Raw genomic sequence first — 16,116 nt, 5'->3', positions numbered from 1 at the left:
GAAAGGCTTTTTCACTACATTTGTTTGCGTTGAAAAAGCTATCCTTACTATTCATATTTATACCGATTCTGGCCTTTACTCAAGTGCCGGGTTTTGAAATTTATACTATGTATATCGGTGGCAATACAGATTCCGGATTTTATTATACCGAGCCGCTGAATATTTCAAATCATGCGGGTTATGATAATCAACCTTCCTTTAGTTGGGATAATACACATTTGCTATTTACAAGTATTCGTGAAAATGATCAGGCAGATATTTATAAATATACATTTGCGACTTCTGTAATAACTAAAGTTACATCTACACCGGAAAGCGAGTTTTCTCCTGAATATACTCCCGATGGAAAATATATTACTACCGTGCGGGTGGCAATGGATACTACTCAACGCCTATGGAAGTATAAAGTGAAAAGAAAAAAATTTAAACCCGTTTTAAAAAATATTTATAATGTCGGATATTATTGCAGAGTAAATTTAGATGTGGTCGCATTGTTTTTATTACCCGAACCTTTTGCTTTACAATTATCTCGAATTTCAGAACCTATCTCGCAAGTAATAGATAAGAATATTGGGAGGAGTATGAAAATGATTCCCGGCGAATTTGCTTTATCTTATATTTCAAAAAATGATTCTACTTTTAATCTGATCAAACGTTTTGATCTGGAATACAATAAGATTACAGCAATAAAAAAAGTACCTCCGGAATGTGAAGATATGGTGTGGAGTTATGACGGCAAATTATTTATGGCAAAAGGGAATAAAATTTATTTTCTTGATTATGTAAATACAATGGATTGGTATTTATTTGCCGACCTCAGTGAATTTGGAATTAAAACAATTTTTAGAATAGCAATAAGTCCGGATCAAACGATGATGGCCTTTGTTGCAGAAGAATAATAAATTATGAGAAATATACTTTTTACAACCGACTTTTCTGATTGCGCAAACAATGCATTGAAATTTGCATTGCCTTTAGCAGATTATCTGCGATGCAAAATATATTTTATGCATTCCAACCAGTTGCCCGCTGTGGAAATGCAAATGGCTGATATTTTAATTGCTGATGTGATGGATCAAAAAAATCAACAGGCAATTGCGGCATTAAATCAATTGAAATTCCGCACTTCAGAATATGCATTTCAACATAATGTGGATATTCCGGTTGATCATATTTTATCCATAGGTTTTCCGGCAGAAGAAATTATGAAAGCGGCAGAACAATTGAAACCGGAATTAGTAGTGGCTGGTACTACGGGTGAAGGTGGGTTTATTAAATTTTTATTTGGAAGCACAACTACGCATTTAATTAAAAGTTTAAATTATCCCTTGTTATTAGTGCCGGCGGATGCAAATAATACAAGTATAAAAAATATTGCTTACGCAGCAGGTTTGGAATCTGACGATGTAACCATTATTGAAAAATTATTGACGATGTGTGCGCAATTGCAAGCTCGATTATTTGTATTTCATGTAGATAAAGTATTGAAAGAAAGCGATTATGATTTAATGGCAGATATAAATAAAAAATTTCCCGAGGCTATTAAAAAGAATTCCTTAACGCTGGAAGTATTGCAGGGGAAATCTATAATTGATGGTATTGATCATTATCTCAACGATAGAAATATTGATATGCTTGCAATGACTCATCACAGAAAGCCATTTCTGGATTTATTCGATAGAAAAATTCCACAAAAAATGGCAAAGCACAGTACCATTCCACTATTAATTTATCAGGAAGTCGTTAAGATTTCGAATAATATTTTTTTACAATGGCTTCTGCTTCTTTATCACAAGGTGTAAAACCCTTTGGATATTCTTTTACAAAATCCATATAGCTTGGCCATTGCCATATGTAAAGTCCGGAAACCCAATATTCATCTTGTAATGCTTCAAACATTGCTTCATAACATCGGCGTTGTGATACTTCATTGTAGTTTTGTTCATCATTATCTGCATGCGGTTCTATCCACGGATAGTCAATACTTTTAAAACCAATTTCTGTAATCAGTAATGGTTTATTATATTTTTTTTGCACTACCTCAAGTTTATCCAAAATCAATTCGAAATTTAGTTTTAATTCTGCATCACTCACCTCTTTTTTATCAGAAAGGGGATAATAAGAATTCACAGAAATATAATCCAACTGATCCCAGAATGTTACATTCTCAAATTCATCACCCCAGTTGGCAGCATACGTAATTTTACCTGAATACAAAGCTCTTACTTGTGTAAATAAATCACGCCATTCTTGTTCATGAGATAAGGTTGCTGTTTTAAATTCAACACCAATACAAAAGAAATCGAAATGATATAATTCTGCGATAAATGCATAGTGAATAATCCAATCATAATAGTATGTAAAAAATTGTTGCCAATCTTCTTCATTACTCATTTCCAAATCTCCGGTCCATCCTTTCCAAGTCCATAATTGCGGTTTCAACATTGCGCTCATACCTAATTGATTTGCAACATAAGCACATTTAATAACACTCTCATCATTTTCTGAACCTGCACCTCTTGCATAACGAAATGGTGCAGGTGTATTCATCTCCTGCAAAAATCCATAGGGAATTATACTAATGGCATTTGTCCCTAATGATTGTAATTCTACCAAGGATTGATCTGCCGAACTGCCGAGATAACCATTAAATATTTGATACCCCTCATGTGCAAAATTGAATCCTTTAATTTTTTCTGTAGAGTTATATCCAATTGTTTCTTGTGTAGAAGGAAAGTTTTCAGATTGCTTTTCAAGAAATTTTTTCCAACTCTTTTCTAATTGTAATAATGCATCAGAAGAATACGAATTAAAATTTGAAATAAAATTTTCTTTGCCTTCATTCTCAACTACAAATTCTATAAATAATGCAGCAGTGCAATCCATTAAATAAGGTGATTGTGTATTAAAACTTTCATTGGAAAGTATTTGATTTAAAGCCGGCATATTTCCAGAACGATATAATTTCATGGCCCAAAATTTATAGCCATGCTCACACCATTTACTATTAAACATAGTTGCTACTCCGGTTTCAAGACATTGCACTTGTGCCTTACCAAACAAGTCTCTTGTTGCAAGTAACATTTCACTGCCACTATAATTTTCATTAAATTCTTTTTCATACACTGCATGCACATCCCGTGTATTAAAATCTACATTACTTTGATCGGTATTATTCAACATCAACCCTTTTATTTCTGTAGAAGGGTAGAGGTGATAATTAAAAGTTGTGGTAATTTTTTTTCCTGCAAAATTTTCAATCGCCTGCATATTTCTTTCGATATAAGTAGTAATGCTATCTAATTGAGTAGAAGTTATAATTGAGTTGTGATCAATAAATTTACAATATGCATTTGAGCCAATTTCTTTACCTGTGTAATCAAATTCCCAATGTAATTTTTTATCAATCTTCCAGGGTGTAGTTTTATTATCTGAAAAATAACCTAATACAATACGTTTATTATTTCGATAGATTTGATAGCCCCAACTATCCCAAAAAAAATAACCATAATTATCTTTCAATCCATTCCGGATATATTCAGCCAACACCTCATCATCATTACCGGTAATTATGGTAGCCGGCATCTTATTATTTTGTGGATTTGGATATAAAGAAATTTTTAATAAATCATTGTTATCTGTATAAACTTTATGGTCAAATTCAAATCCGTGTAATACAATTTGAAACGGAATTGAATGTTGAAGATTTTTTAATGTAGTAAGATGTTGAGTTGTACCAATCAGATATAAAGGATATGCAGACAAACTTTTTAAATCTGCATTTGCTGCTGGTGTTATTAAAAGAAATATATTTCTATCGCTGCTTGCAGCCTGTTGTTGTAAAAGCTGTATGATTGGTTCGATATGTTTATCCTCACCGGAATAAACGATTGCAATTGTATCTGCATTCCGCAATGCATTCATCATATCTTCCCGAGTAGTAGTTGCAATTATATTTTCATTGTATAATACAGAACCGCAAGACAATACAGATAATAATAACAATGAATACATAACTGATATGATAGAATAATTTTTAAAATATAAATGCATTGTGGATAAATTTTATGTATTTTTTTTTGCAAATATCTTGTTTAATAATTTTGTTTACTGTAATTTAACCTTCGCAATCGTTCTTTAAAGATATAACTCATGCGGGAATACTGTTTGATGATCTAACAATGATTATTATAGCGAGTCAATGCTCGGAAAAGTAATGGCGTGCCGTAAGAAGACAAATATTTTATTTGTTGCATAATCCGGATTACAAAGCTCTCCGGCACCTCTAACCATGTCGGTGTGAGGTCTTATCAAACCAAATTCCTGTGTGGGTTTTTTTATTTACCCATTCCTAAGATATTATCATTATATCCTAACCGCTTTTCAAACGATTTTCAATCAAATACATTCTCAAATTCAAGTATAAGTTAATTAGAAGTTTTATTTTTAATCCATAAGTTAAATTGTAGTACTTTTCGCCACCCTTATGTTTGAATATATTTTACCAAAGTTTTGGTCGGCAGAACTTTACATGTGAATTGTAATTACTGATTTTAAATTGTATTATAAACATCAAATATGGATCATAAATTAGTTGAAATAACAGAAAAGCTATTTAAAGAAGGCATAGAAAAAGCAGAGAATGAGAAAAAAGAATTATTAGACAATGCAGCAAAGGAAGCCCAGCAAATTATTGAAAATGCAAAACAACATGCGGCTGAAATAATTACAAAAGCAAATGCAGAATCTGAAGAAATACAAAGCCGGGTAAATGCTACTCTTAAACTTGCCGGAGATAATATCATGGAAAAATTAAAACAGGATATTAAACAACTACTTAAAATAAAAGTGGTGAAACAACCAATTCGTGAAAGCCTTTCAAATGCAGAGTTAACTGCAACTTTATTAACCACGATTGCACAGAATATTTATAAGAATGAAACTCAACAAATAGTTATTCATCTTAACCCACAAGATGAACAAAAGATAAAAGAAGCAATACAAAATAAACTGCAACAAGTATTTCAGCAAGAACCTGTTTTTCTGCAAGATGATACTATCACTTCCGGATTTAAAATTGGTATTGAAGGAAGTAATTATAATGTTGGTTTTACAGATGCTGATTTTAATGCGCTTGTTTCTCAGTTTTTAAATGCAGAAATAATTTCCCTGTTCAATGCAGAATAAAGGCAGAAGTGATTACTATTCTTTAGTGTGCGGACTTCCGGAAATTACACTTGAGCAAACTTCTGATCCCGATTATCGCAATCTGATAATTGACTATAAAGATTATATTAATGAAACAGATCAACATTGGTTGCAACTTGTGTATGATACTATTGATTTAAAAAACTTTCTGATTATATTATTTAAATCCGGAAAAGAATTACAACCGGGTGGTAGTTATTCTCAAGTGCAATTAGAAGAAGCAGCAAACCAAAAAGAAATATTATTTTCTTATCAGGAAAAATTTTTTAATGCATTTGATAATACGCCAACAGAACATCCGGTTGCTGTGGTTGAACACAAATTGTTTTCATTGTACTATACCGATTTAATAAATTGCGGCAACTTGTTTTTAGAAAACTGGGGTAGGTTTTCTTTGGCATTAAAAAATTATGTGTTGTTGCTTTATGGTGATAATCTGAAAATGGATATGCAGGATAGTTTAATAGCAGAACCTTTGCCATTTGATAAAATACAACTTAGAACATTAGAACAATATCTGAATGAAACTACAAATACATCCGGTATAACAGAGGTGATTGGCAGAGGTGATATTTCAATTAAAGAAAAGTATATAGATCAATTGCTTTGGGATTATTTAAATGCTGGAAGTTTCTTTGAATATTTTAGCCTTGAAAAATTAATTGCATTTGCTTTAAAAAATCAATTAGCTAATCGTTGGAAATATTTATCAGATAAATCAAATACAATTACTACGGAAGAAATTCTTAACGCAATAACTGAAATTAAACATGAATAAGCAAACGCATGGTGTTATTAAAGGTATCATCAGCAATCTGGTGACGATAGAACCCGATGGTCCTGTAATACAAAATGAAATGTGTTTCATAGATACCGGAAAAGAAAAATTATTGGGTGAGGTAATAAAGGTAAATGCCAACACTGTTTCTGTGCAGGTATATGACAGTACTCGTGGATTAACTGTAGGTACAAAAGTGGAGTTTACCGGAAGCATGTTGGAAATACAATTAGGTCCCGGAATTTTATCGAAACGCTATGATGGTTTGCAAAATGATTTAGAAAAATTTGAAGGTACTTTTTTAAAACGTGGTGAACAATCACATCCATTAGAAACAGAAAGTGAATGGAATTTTACACCACTGATGAAAACAGGTGATATTGTAAATGCAAGTGATTGGTTAGGACAAGTGGAAGAGAATGGATTGCCACATAAAATAATGGCGCCATTTAATTTGGTGGGAAGTTGGAAAATAAAAACGATTGTATCCGCAGGTACTTATAAATTATCAGATACAATTGCAACGCTGGAAAATGAAACAGGAAAAACGATTGATGCAGGTATGATAAATAAATGGCCTGCAAAAATTCCATTAAAATTTTTCAGCGAAAAATTGCGACCATTCAAATTATTGGAAACCGGTGTGCGCACAATTGATTCATTACATCCGATGTTAGAAGGTGGAACAGGATTTATTCCCGGTCCATTTGGTGCAGGTAAAACTGTATTACAACATGCGCTTGCAAAACAAGCAACTGCCGATGTAGTGGTTGTAGCTGCATGTGGTGAAAGAGCAAATGAAGTGGTAGAAATATTTAAAGAATTTCCCGAATTAATTGATCCGAAAACCGGACGTAAATTAATGGAGCGCACAGTAATTATTGCAAACACTTCCAACATGCCGGTTGCTGCCCGTGAGGCTTCTGTTTATACTGCCATGACTATCTGTGAATATTATCGCAATATGGGATTGAAAGTATTATTACTTGCAGATTCCACATCACGTTGGGCGCAGGCATTGCGTGAAATGTCGAATCGTTTGGAAGAGTTACCCGGCCCCGATGCATTTCCTATGGACTTGCCCGCAGTGATTTCTAATTTTTATTCCCGTGCAGGTTATGTGCAATTAAATAATAAAAAATTCGGCTCTATTACTTTTATTGGAACTGTTTCTCCAGCGGGTGGAAATTTTAAAGAACCTGTAACTGAATCCACAAAAAAAGCAGCGAGATGTTTTTATGCACTTTCGCAACGTCGTGCAGATAGCAAACGATATCCTGCAGTTGATCCGATTGATAGTTATTCGAAGTATTTAGAATATCCTGAATTTAAAAAACAAATGGCGGAAAATATTTCTGGAAATTGGATTGAGTATGCATTGGAAATGAAAAATTTTATGTTGCGTGCAAAAGAATCTTTTGATCAGATAAATATTTTGGGAGATGATGGTGTACCGGTTGAATTTCATGTGCAGTTTTGGAAAGGGGAGTTGCTGGATTTTGTAATTCTGCAACAAGATGCATTTGATGATATTGATCAAATGACTCCGGTGGAAAGACAATTGTATATGAATGAAAAAATATTATCTATTTGTAATACGGATTTTCAATTTGAAAAATTTAGTGAAGTGCGTCCTTTCTTTCGCAAGCTGATTAATATTTGCAAACAAATGAATTATGCAGAATTTAATTCTGAACCATATAAAGAATTATGAGAAGCAATTAGATGAAGCATTAGCAGAACAACATATTTTAATTCCTAATTAATTATTGAAAAATGGAAATAACTCCTTTTCAAAAACGGATAACACATATTGATTATATCACCAAAGCAACTTGTACTTTAAAAGCAAGTGGTATAAAAAATGAAGAACTTGCAATTGTAGATGGCAGACTTGCGCAAGTTGTAAAAATGAAAGGTGATGATGTTACGCTGCAAATATTTTCCGGAACAGAAGGTATTGCAAGTAATTCAGAAGTGATATTTCTTGGTGAATCTCCCAGCATTCAGGTAAGCGAAAAAATGCGTGGCAGATTCTTTAATGCTTTTGGAAAACCCATTGATGGTTGGCCGGAAATAGAAGGAACAAAAACTGAAATTGGCGGGCCTTCTGTAAATCCTGTAAGAAGATTACAACCGAATCAACCAATATTTACGGGCATTGCTGGAATTGATTTGAATAACACATTATTAGGTGGACAGAAAATTCCATTCTTTGCAGATCCCGATCAACCGTATAATGAAGTGATGGCATCTGTTGCATTAAAAGCAAATGCAGATAAAATTATTCTCGGTGGTATGGGTTTATCCAACGATGATTTTTTGTATTTCAAAAATGCATTTTCACAAGCCGGTGTTTCCGATAAAATAATTGCGTTTATAAATACTACAGGAGATCCACCGGTAGAGAGATTACTGATTCCTGATTCTGCTTTAACCACTGCTGAATATTTTGCATTTCAAAAAAATGAAAACGTATTGGTGTTACTTACCGATATGACTTTGTATGCTGATGCATTGAGTATCGTTTCCAATCGTATGGATCAGATTCCTTCCAAGGATAGTATGCCGGGTTCTTTATATTCTGATCTTGCAAGACTGTATGAAAAAGCAGTGCAATTTCCTGAAGGTGGCAGTATTACAATTATTGCAGTTACTACAATTAATCAGGGAGATATTACACATGCTATTCCGGATAATACAGGTTACATTACCGAAGGTCAATTGTTTTTAAGAAAAGATTCTGATACAGGAAAAGTGATCATTGATCCGTTCCGAAGTTTATCACGATTAAAACAATTAGTAATTGGAAAGAAAACCCGTGAAGATCATCCGCAAGTAATGAATGCATGTATCCGTTTATATGCCGATGCCGCAGAAGCAAAAACAAAAATGGATAATGGTTTTGATTTGAGTGATTATGATAAACGCACTCTCAAATTTGCAAAACAATATACACTGCAATTATTGGCAATTGATGTGCAATTAGAAATGAATGCGATGTTGGATATTGCATGGAAATTATTATCCGCAAATTTTAAAGTAGAAGAAGTGGGTATTAAAGAAGAATTTATAAAAAAATATTGGAAACAAACACATGGCGCTGAAGTTTCAATATAATAAAATTGCTTTACAGGAAATAGAACGGGCTGTAAAAATCCGTGCTGCTGCATTGCCTACTATTCGCAGTAAGGAAAGTGCGTTGCGTTTCGAAATAAAAAAATTGGGTGTAACTCTTGAAAATGAAAAACAATTGTTGGCAGACGAATTAGATAAGCTAAAACCTTTTGAAACAATGTGGAAGGAATGGGATAAGGATTTAATAAGTGTTACAAATATTATTACGCATAAACAAAAATTTGCCGGCGTTGCATTTCCTGTGTTAACTAAAGTAGAATTTGAGATAAAATCTTTTTCACCATTAGCATATCCGCTTTGGTTATTGGAAGGAGTACAGCTTATGCAAATGCTCGTTCATAAAAAAATAAATCTGGATGTGTTGCAACAACAAATGGATATTTTAATCTCCGAAAGAAAAAAAACAACACAGAAATTAAATCTGTATGAGAAAGTGCAGATACCTGAATTGGAAGAAGCGAAACGAAAAATAAAACGCTATATGGAAGATGAAGATAATCTTGCTAAATCTTCTCAAAAATTATTAAAAAATAAAATGGAACAAGAAGCCTGATGATTACCAAGATGCTGAAATATTCATTTCTGATTTATCACAGGGAATACGATGATTTCCTGATGAAGTTAAGAGCATTGGGTATTGTGCATATTGAAACATTACAAGAATCTATTTCAGAAAAAGCAGAAGAAGCGTTAAAGCAATTACATAAATTAAGTGAGGCTAAAAAAACATTAGAGCAACTTGAAAAACCACCCATTGAAAATTTAAATCTAAAAACAGCAGATGAAGTATTGCAGAAATTAAACTCACTGCGCAACACAGAAGCACAACAAGAAAAACGCAAGAAAGAAATTGAAATACAATTGGAAGTGTTGCGTCCCTGGGGCGAAATACCCGGCAAACGATTAGAGCAATTAAATGCCGAAGGAGTGTATCTGCATTTCTTTGAATGTTCTAAATCCAGATTCGATAAAAACTGGTATAATCAACATGCATTATACATTGCGCAAGATAATGGAAAACATGTGTGGTTTTTTATTGTAGATAATGATGCAGCAATTCCCGAAATTCAAGCAGAATATATCAGCATTCCACAACATAGTCTTGCAACGCTATTATCTGAGTATGAGAAAGTGCAACATGCTATTGGAAAAACAGAAACAGAGTTACATGCATTGGCATCCTACACCGATTTATTATCGCAAGCGCAATTGAAGTTGGAAGAAGAAATGGATTGGGATAATGCGATGTACAATACCTATTTACATCACGATGGAAAATTACAATTGTTGCAAGCATGGGTACCGGTTACTCAAGCTGAAGAATTAAATACACTGTTAGAAAATTCAGGTGTTGCATTCACCAGTGAGAAACCTGTTGTAGATGATAAAGTGCCGATACTTTTAAAAAATTCTGCCTTCAGTAAAGTGTATCAACCTATCGGCGATTTATTTTCTTTACCCATTTATTCCGAGTTGGATTTAACGCCATACTTCGCACCATTCTTTACCTTGTTTTTCGGAATGTGTCTCGGCGATGTAGGTTATGGATTAATCATATTGACCACTGTAATCGTATTGCGATTTACAATTAAAAAACCCGAAATAAAACCATTATTAAATCTTGGAATTTTTCTTGGCGGCGCCACCGTTTTATTTGGATTATTAACCGGAACTGTTTTTGGAATTGCGCTCGCTACCGTAAATATTCCTTTCCTCATTAATCTTAAAGACAAATTCTTAGATGTAGATCAACTATTTAATCTTTCATTAATAATTGGTATCACACAAATTTTATTTGGAATGGCCCTGCGTGCAATTAACAGATGGCGCATGTACGGTTTTGCCTATGCATTATCACCCATCGGTTGGATCTTGGGAATAGTAGGTGCGCTCATGTATGCAGCACATTTCCAAAACTTAATTGCATTAGCCTCCATCGCTATCGGCTTGTTTTTAATCATCGCATTCAGCAATCCCGACAAAGGAATTTTAGGAAGAATAGGAACAGGCCTTTGGGATATTTACGGCATCACAGGCTTGTTTGGCGACGTACTATCTTACATCCGTTTATTTGCCCTCGGCCTGTCATCTTCCATTCTCGGCTTGGTTGTAAATAGCATTTCATTAAGCTTGCTCGGTGGTGTTCCTGTTATCAGTCAATTATTATTTCTTATCGTTTTACTATTTGGTCACGGATTAAATTTTGGCATTTCCACATTAAGTGCATTCGTACATCCCGTGCGATTAACCTTTGTTGAATTTTATAAAAATGCAGGATTCATCGGCGGCGGAAAACAATACAAACCATTTAAATCAAAATCATAACCTTTTAAAATTTTTACTATGACAATCGCAGTTATTTTAGCTTTCATCGGTCTCGGATTAATGGTCGGTTTATCCGGAATTGGAAGTGCAACCGGAGTATCCATTGGTGGCCGTGCAACATTAGGCGCATTAAAGAAAAAACCCGATGCATTCGGAAACTATATGTTGCTCAGTGCCTTACCCGGCTCCCAGGGATTATATGGCTTTGCCGGTTTTTTTATTATGAACACAAAGTTGGCAGCAATACCCGCCGGCGAAATGACTATCATGCAAGGCGGCGCCATTTTAGCCGCAGGCATCATACTCGGTCTCGTATGTTTATACTCCGCCATTCAGCAGGGGCAGGTAGTAGCCAATGGAATAGAAGCAATGGCTTCCGGCCACGATGTATTTGGCAAAACTATGGTGCTCGCAGTGTTCCCCGAACTCTATGCAATCATCGCCTTCGCAGCCACATTTCTTATTAGCGCTACCATATAGATTTATGATATTGCAATCTGTAAATACATAATGGTTTTGTTCGAAGCCATTGATAACCTGCGTGAGATAAATAAAAAATATTAGGAGCTATTTCCCGCTATTCACTTCAAGTCCGCCCCCGTGAAAAACGGGGTGCGGGCTTTCCGTTACTATCGGGGCTAGAAATGCAAATGCTTAATAATTCTTGTGCTGTCCTCACAGTGTTACCCGAAGGGAACGCTGTGAGGAAGAAGAACAGAAAAAAGAGCCTGTTCGAATTAAAACTTTATTCTTACATCATCTCGGAATAACTGGTAATCCCAACTCCCTCAAAAACATATTGTGCTTATTCAATGCATCCATTGATTTCTTATCAATCTCAACTAGTTTTTTATTTACTTCCCTTATATCAATTTGCACTTCGTCTTCTGATGTACTCACATACCTTGAAATATTCAAGTTGTAGCCATTCTTTTCAATTTCGTCCATTGAAACTCTACGGGAATATTTTTCAATAAGGTCAGGACGGTATTGGTAAGTCTCCACAATTTTTCGAATATCATTTTGCTCTCCGTTTTCTCCTTCTCTTAAAGTATTCTGTCTTTTGCCTTGTTTGTAGTGTTCGGATGCATTGATAAACAAAACATCATCGTGTTTTTTGCATTTCTTTAAAACTAAAATACAAACTGGAATTCCTGTCGAGTAGAATAAGTTAGAAGGTAAACCAATTACGGTGTCAATGTGATTGTCTATTAATAGTTTCTTTCTGATTCTTTCTTCTGCACCACCACGGAATAAAACTCCGTGTGGTAAAATAATCGCCATTGTTCCTTCTTTACCTAAGAAGTGAAAGCCGTGCAATAAGAAAGCAAAGTCTGCCGCTGACTTTGGTGCTAACCCATAACTTTTAAAGCGAAAATCTTCCGCAAGTGTGTCATTTGGTTCCCAACGCAAACTAAAAGGCGGATTGGCTACAATAGCATCAAACTCTGTTTTCTTGCTAGGGTTCATTTCGTTAAGCAATGACCAACTATTTTCCAATGTATCTCCGTGGAATATCTCAAACTCGGTGTCTTTCATTCCGTGCAAAAGCATATTCATTCGGGCAAGGTTGTAGGTAGTGATATTTTTTTCCTGTCCGTAAATTTTGCCCACACTACCGCCACTATCTTTGATTCGCTTTCTAACATTGAGCAATAAAGAACCCGAACCACAAGCCATATCCAACACTTTATCCAGTTTCTTTTTCTTTCCTGTTTTTGGTTCTTGACTGTCTAAGGTTACAATTTCAGAAAGGATAGTTGAAATTTGTTGTGGTGTATAAAACTCTCCAGCTTTTTTGCCTGAACCTGCTGCAAATTCGCCTATCAAATATTCATAAGCGTCTCCTAGTGTATCAGAGTCGGCAGAGAATTCAGCAATGCCTTCTGCAATTTTTTGAATAATGGTACAAAGCTTTTTGTTTCTTTCGGCTGATGTTTTTCCGAGTTTTTCTGAATTCAAATTGATTTCAGAAAATAAGCCCTGAAAGGCACTTTCAAAGGATTCGTTTTCTATGTATCTAAACCCTGATTCTAGGGTTACTAATAGCTCTGGATTCTGTGTTCGAGCCATTTCGCTAATATTACTCCACAAGTGAGCTGGTTCGATTACATAATGCACTTTTCTTCGCATCTGTTGTTCAAAGTCCACAACTTCATCTTTATTGGAAGCATACCATACTGAAAGAGGCGTTCTCTTGTCCGTAATAGGTAAATTGGGATAGTCTTTCCCTAATTCTTTCTTTGCCGCTTCTTCATAGTTGTAGGATAAATACCGTAGAAAAAGAAATGAAAGCATATAATCACGAAAATCATCTGCATTCATTGCACCTCGCAAGTTGTCTGCGATAGCCCAAAGGGTTTTACCTAATTGTTGCTGGTCTTTTTGTGTCATTACTCTTCAATTGCTTGGGGTTCGTTAAATAGTTCGTTATTGAACTTGTAGTTCGTTTTAAAATTTTCAAATATTTCTGCGAAAGTTCTTTTGTTTTGTTCGACCATTTCAGTTGGTTCAAATAAAGAATAGCCTCCGTGATTCATTACATTAATCATTCTGCTTCGAAGTGTTCCTTCCTCATCATCGTCATTTACTATTATGCAATCACTCCAAGAATTAAAGCCGTGAAAATTCGCTGCCTTTTCTAATACGTTACGAAGGATATTAAAGTGATAAGTGTAAAGCTTATCTTCTTTAATGGATTTATCTAACTGTTGAACGACTGAAATGTGGTATATGAAAGGAGTGTCACTAGTCCATTTATAATTATAACCATCTGAATCATTTCTTAATAAAAGTTTGCGTGCACCACTTCCTAATTCGTTGCAAAGGACATTAAAAAACAAAGAATGATGCGTTGAGATAACAGTTTTTACCTTATTACTATCAGATTTTAGAATGCGCCCAAGATAATGAGCCACTGCAATAACATTTATATCATCTAATGATGAAATTGGATCATCAATATATAAATAGTCAACCCATTCATATGGCTCTTGTTTATCTATTGCAATTTGTGCTATTGCAATAAAAAAGCACCAAATAAAAATACGTTCTTCACCTCTAGAAATTTTAATGTTTGGTAATGTAATCGAGTTGCCGTCTACGATAATCTCTTTGCTAAAAACAACCTTGCTTTCTTCTATATTAGTCCGAAAGTTGAAATCAAAAAATTGTCTTAGTATTGGTCTTATTCTGTCATCAATTGAAGAACCTACCAAATCATCAAAAAATTTAGACGAAGTATTGATGTTAAGATACCTCTCACTATCTCCATCCAAATCATTATTCCACCAAAATAAATCTTCGGTAAATGCATTGAAATATAGGGTGTCTCTATCTTTGCCTTCAAGTTGTTTGCCTTTCTCTTTAAACTCTGTTGAAAGTCGTGTTTTACCTGTTCCATTATAGGCATAAACTAAAGTGAATTTTTTATTACTTTCACGAATATTATTTGCAAAAGCTTCTAAACTTTCAATATTGTGTACTTCTGTTGCCATAATTTCTATTCATTTATTTTCGGAAACAATCCCTGCATCAATCCCTTTTTATGCAACTTCAATTGCTCTATCTTCTCTTCTTGTGCGGTGATGAGTGCATCTAAAGAAGAAAGGCAAGAAGCGATTTTTTGTTGTTCTTTTATATCAGGAAGCAATAAATCAATCTCTTTTATTATTTGTAAATTAAGACCACCCCTTCCGCCATCGCCGGCGGATAAATACCGAAGTTTCTCATACATTGAGTCAATTTTGTGATAAAGAAATTCACTATCAAAAACACTTTCATTTGGATGAATTGATCCAATAGACTGATTTGTACATAATTCTATATAATTAATCGCAGCTGTTCCTCTAGTTTTCCCCTGACCGGCTAATCCAATTAGGACACATTTAGGCGGGATTAATTTAGTACTTGATTCTTTTAGACCTTTAGAAGTAATATAATTAGATACCGAATAAATTCTTTTATTGTTTAACTCACCTGAATTCATCCAAGGTATATTCCCATTCCAATATTCAGGATTAGTACTTTCAGGCGTACCTCCCGCACTAACTTTTGCAATTTTATCAATTGTTATATTAACCCACGCCCCATCTTTCTCAAACTCTTTAAACCGATACTTCGGTACTTTTTCACCCTCTTGTGGGAAAAGGTTTTGCATCAAGCCTTTTTTGTGGTCTTTGAGTAACTCCAACTTTTGGCTGTAGGCTGCTATCACTTCATCTAAAGAAGAAAGACAGGATGCGATTTTTTGTTGTTCTTGGGGATTTTTAGGAATAGGAATAGGAATAATATCGAGTTTACCTCTGTTTAGTTTGGGTTGAGCCATTCCCGTTAGAAAATCTTCGATACTTAAAGAGTTGATATATTTTTCTACTAATATTTGCGTATTTGAATTTTCGAATCTTAAAACATGCGCATGATTATTAACCCATGTCTTACCTGAGATATTAAACGCAATTGGATAATTTCTGTCTATTAAATTTGCACCATCTTCAGAAATACAAAGTAAGCTTTCATCATAGATGTAATCCTTAACGTAATCAATTATTCCTGAAGCACCATAATATGGTATATTTCCTTTTTCTCTTTGGTTCGAAGTTATTGGGACTCTCATTGAATCGAGATTTTCAGCCAAGTAGCCTAGTTTTTTTCCTCCCATTCTCCCT

At 34.4% G+C, this 16,116-nt stretch carries 13 protein-coding genes; 9 read left to right on the top strand and 4 right to left on the bottom strand.

The window, feature by feature from the left end; all coding sequences use genetic code 11:
* Positions 1-29 precede the first annotated feature (29 nt).
* Together IPN31_10855 and IPN31_10850 are read left to right on the top strand one after the other, a co-directional pair.
* Positions 30-899, top strand: coding sequence for a PD40 domain-containing protein (locus IPN31_10855; protein MBK8682381.1), 870 nt, complete (start codon positions 30-32; stop codon positions 897-899).
* 6 nt (positions 900-905) lie between these two features.
* A complete protein-coding gene (locus tag IPN31_10850; protein ID MBK8682380.1) occupies positions 906-1,802 on the top strand; it encodes a universal stress protein in 897 nt (298 codons plus the stop codon).
* Here the strand turns inward: IPN31_10850 and IPN31_10845 are convergent.
* Positions 1,744-4,053, bottom strand: coding sequence for a hypothetical protein (locus IPN31_10845; GenBank protein MBK8682379.1), 2,310 nt, complete (start codon positions 4,051-4,053; stop codon positions 1,744-1,746). The genes IPN31_10850 and IPN31_10845 overlap by 59 nt on opposite strands.
* Before the next feature lie 525 nt (positions 4,054-4,578).
* On the opposite strand from IPN31_10845, the gene IPN31_10840 reads away from it, so the two are divergent.
* The 7 genes from IPN31_10840 to IPN31_10810 all read left to right on the top strand — a co-directional run bounded on the left by IPN31_10840 (position 4,579) and on the right by IPN31_10810 (position 11,929).
* Entirely contained in the window at positions 4,579-5,187 is a 609-nt protein-coding gene (locus tag IPN31_10840) for a hypothetical protein (protein MBK8682378.1), read from the top strand.
* The gene (locus IPN31_10835) at positions 5,177-5,986 is read left to right on the top strand and encodes a DUF2764 family protein (GenBank protein ID MBK8682377.1); all 810 of its coding nucleotides are present in this window, start codon (positions 5,177-5,179) and stop codon (positions 5,984-5,986) included. The genes IPN31_10840 and IPN31_10835 overlap by 11 nt, the downstream gene beginning before the upstream one ends.
* A complete protein-coding gene (locus tag IPN31_10830) occupies positions 5,979-7,700 on the top strand; it encodes a V-type ATP synthase subunit A (protein ID MBK8682376.1) in 1,722 nt (573 codons plus the stop codon). Before IPN31_10835 ends, IPN31_10830 begins: the two co-directional genes overlap by 8 nt.
* 62 nt (positions 7,701-7,762) lie before the next feature.
* Positions 7,763-9,106, top strand: coding sequence for a V-type ATP synthase subunit B (locus IPN31_10825; GenBank protein ID MBK8682375.1), 1,344 nt, complete (start codon positions 7,763-7,765; stop codon positions 9,104-9,106).
* Positions 9,084-9,677, top strand: a complete 594-nt coding sequence (locus IPN31_10820; GenBank protein MBK8682374.1) for a V-type ATP synthase subunit D — start codon at positions 9,084-9,086, stop codon at positions 9,675-9,677. Before IPN31_10825 ends, IPN31_10820 begins: the two co-directional genes overlap by 23 nt.
* A gap of 11 nt (positions 9,678-9,688) precedes the next feature.
* A complete protein-coding gene (locus IPN31_10815; protein ID MBK8682373.1) occupies positions 9,689-11,449 on the top strand; it encodes a hypothetical protein in 1,761 nt (586 codons plus the stop codon).
* A gap of 18 nt (positions 11,450-11,467) precedes the next feature.
* Complete coding sequence (locus IPN31_10810; protein ID MBK8682372.1) at positions 11,468-11,929, top strand: V-type ATP synthase subunit K; 462 nt, start codon at positions 11,468-11,470, stop codon at positions 11,927-11,929.
* Positions 11,930-12,205: 276 nt separating this feature from the next.
* Here the strand turns inward: IPN31_10810 and IPN31_10805 are convergent, their stop codons facing one another.
* From IPN31_10805 to IPN31_10795, 3 genes are read right to left on the bottom strand one after another with little or no spacing between them, the layout of a single operon-like run.
* Positions 12,206-13,843 carry a type I restriction-modification system subunit M gene (locus tag IPN31_10805; GenBank protein ID MBK8682371.1) on the bottom strand — a complete coding sequence of 546 codons (1,638 nt, stop codon included), beginning with the start codon at positions 13,841-13,843 and terminating at the stop codon, positions 12,206-12,208.
* On the bottom strand, positions 13,843-14,946 hold the full coding sequence (locus IPN31_10800) for an anticodon nuclease (GenBank protein ID MBK8682370.1): 1,104 nt from the start codon (positions 14,944-14,946) through the stop codon (positions 13,843-13,845). Before IPN31_10800 ends, IPN31_10805 begins: the two co-directional genes overlap by 1 nt.
* Positions 14,947-14,951: 5 nt before the next feature.
* A complete protein-coding gene (locus IPN31_10795) occupies positions 14,952-16,109 on the bottom strand; it encodes a restriction endonuclease subunit S (protein ID MBK8682369.1) in 1,158 nt (385 codons plus the stop codon).
* Positions 16,110-16,116 lie beyond the last annotated feature (7 nt).

The sequence above is a fragment of the Bacteroidota bacterium genome (assembly GCA_016715425.1).
Lineage (GTDB): Bacteria > Bacteroidota > Bacteroidia > Chitinophagales > BACL12 > JADKAC01.
Note: the sequence above shows the minus strand (reverse complement) of the source record. Positions and strands in the feature narration are given on the sequence as shown.

What these genes read in the sequence shown, in the direction of transcription:
- IPN31_10850 (MBK8682380.1), top strand. Translation starts at nt 906, where the DNA reads ATGAGAAATATACTTTTTACAACCGACTTTTCTGATTGCGCAAACAAT.
- IPN31_10845 (MBK8682379.1), bottom strand. Translation starts at nt 4,053, where the DNA reads ATGCATTTATATTTTAAAAATTATTCTATCATATCAGTTATGTATTCA.
- IPN31_10840 (MBK8682378.1), top strand. Translation starts at nt 4,579, where the DNA reads ATGGATCATAAATTAGTTGAAATAACAGAAAAGCTATTTAAAGAAGGC.
- IPN31_10835 (MBK8682377.1), top strand. Translation starts at nt 5,177, where the DNA reads ATGCAGAATAAAGGCAGAAGTGATTACTATTCTTTAGTGTGCGGACTT.
- IPN31_10830 (MBK8682376.1), top strand. Translation starts at nt 5,979, where the DNA reads ATGAATAAGCAAACGCATGGTGTTATTAAAGGTATCATCAGCAATCTG.
- IPN31_10825 (MBK8682375.1), top strand. Translation starts at nt 7,763, where the DNA reads ATGGAAATAACTCCTTTTCAAAAACGGATAACACATATTGATTATATC.
- IPN31_10820 (MBK8682374.1), top strand. Translation starts at nt 9,084, where the DNA reads ATGGCGCTGAAGTTTCAATATAATAAAATTGCTTTACAGGAAATAGAA.
- IPN31_10815 (MBK8682373.1), top strand. Translation starts at nt 9,689, where the DNA reads ATGCTGAAATATTCATTTCTGATTTATCACAGGGAATACGATGATTTC.
- IPN31_10810 (MBK8682372.1), top strand. Translation starts at nt 11,468, where the DNA reads ATGACAATCGCAGTTATTTTAGCTTTCATCGGTCTCGGATTAATGGTC.
- IPN31_10805 (MBK8682371.1), bottom strand. Translation starts at nt 13,843, where the DNA reads ATGACACAAAAAGACCAGCAACAATTAGGTAAAACCCTTTGGGCTATC.
- IPN31_10800 (MBK8682370.1), bottom strand. Translation starts at nt 14,946, where the DNA reads ATGGCAACAGAAGTACACAATATTGAAAGTTTAGAAGCTTTTGCAAAT.
- IPN31_10795 (MBK8682369.1), bottom strand. Translation starts at nt 16,109, where the DNA reads ATGGGAGGAAAAAAACTAGGCTACTTGGCTGAAAATCTCGATTCAATG.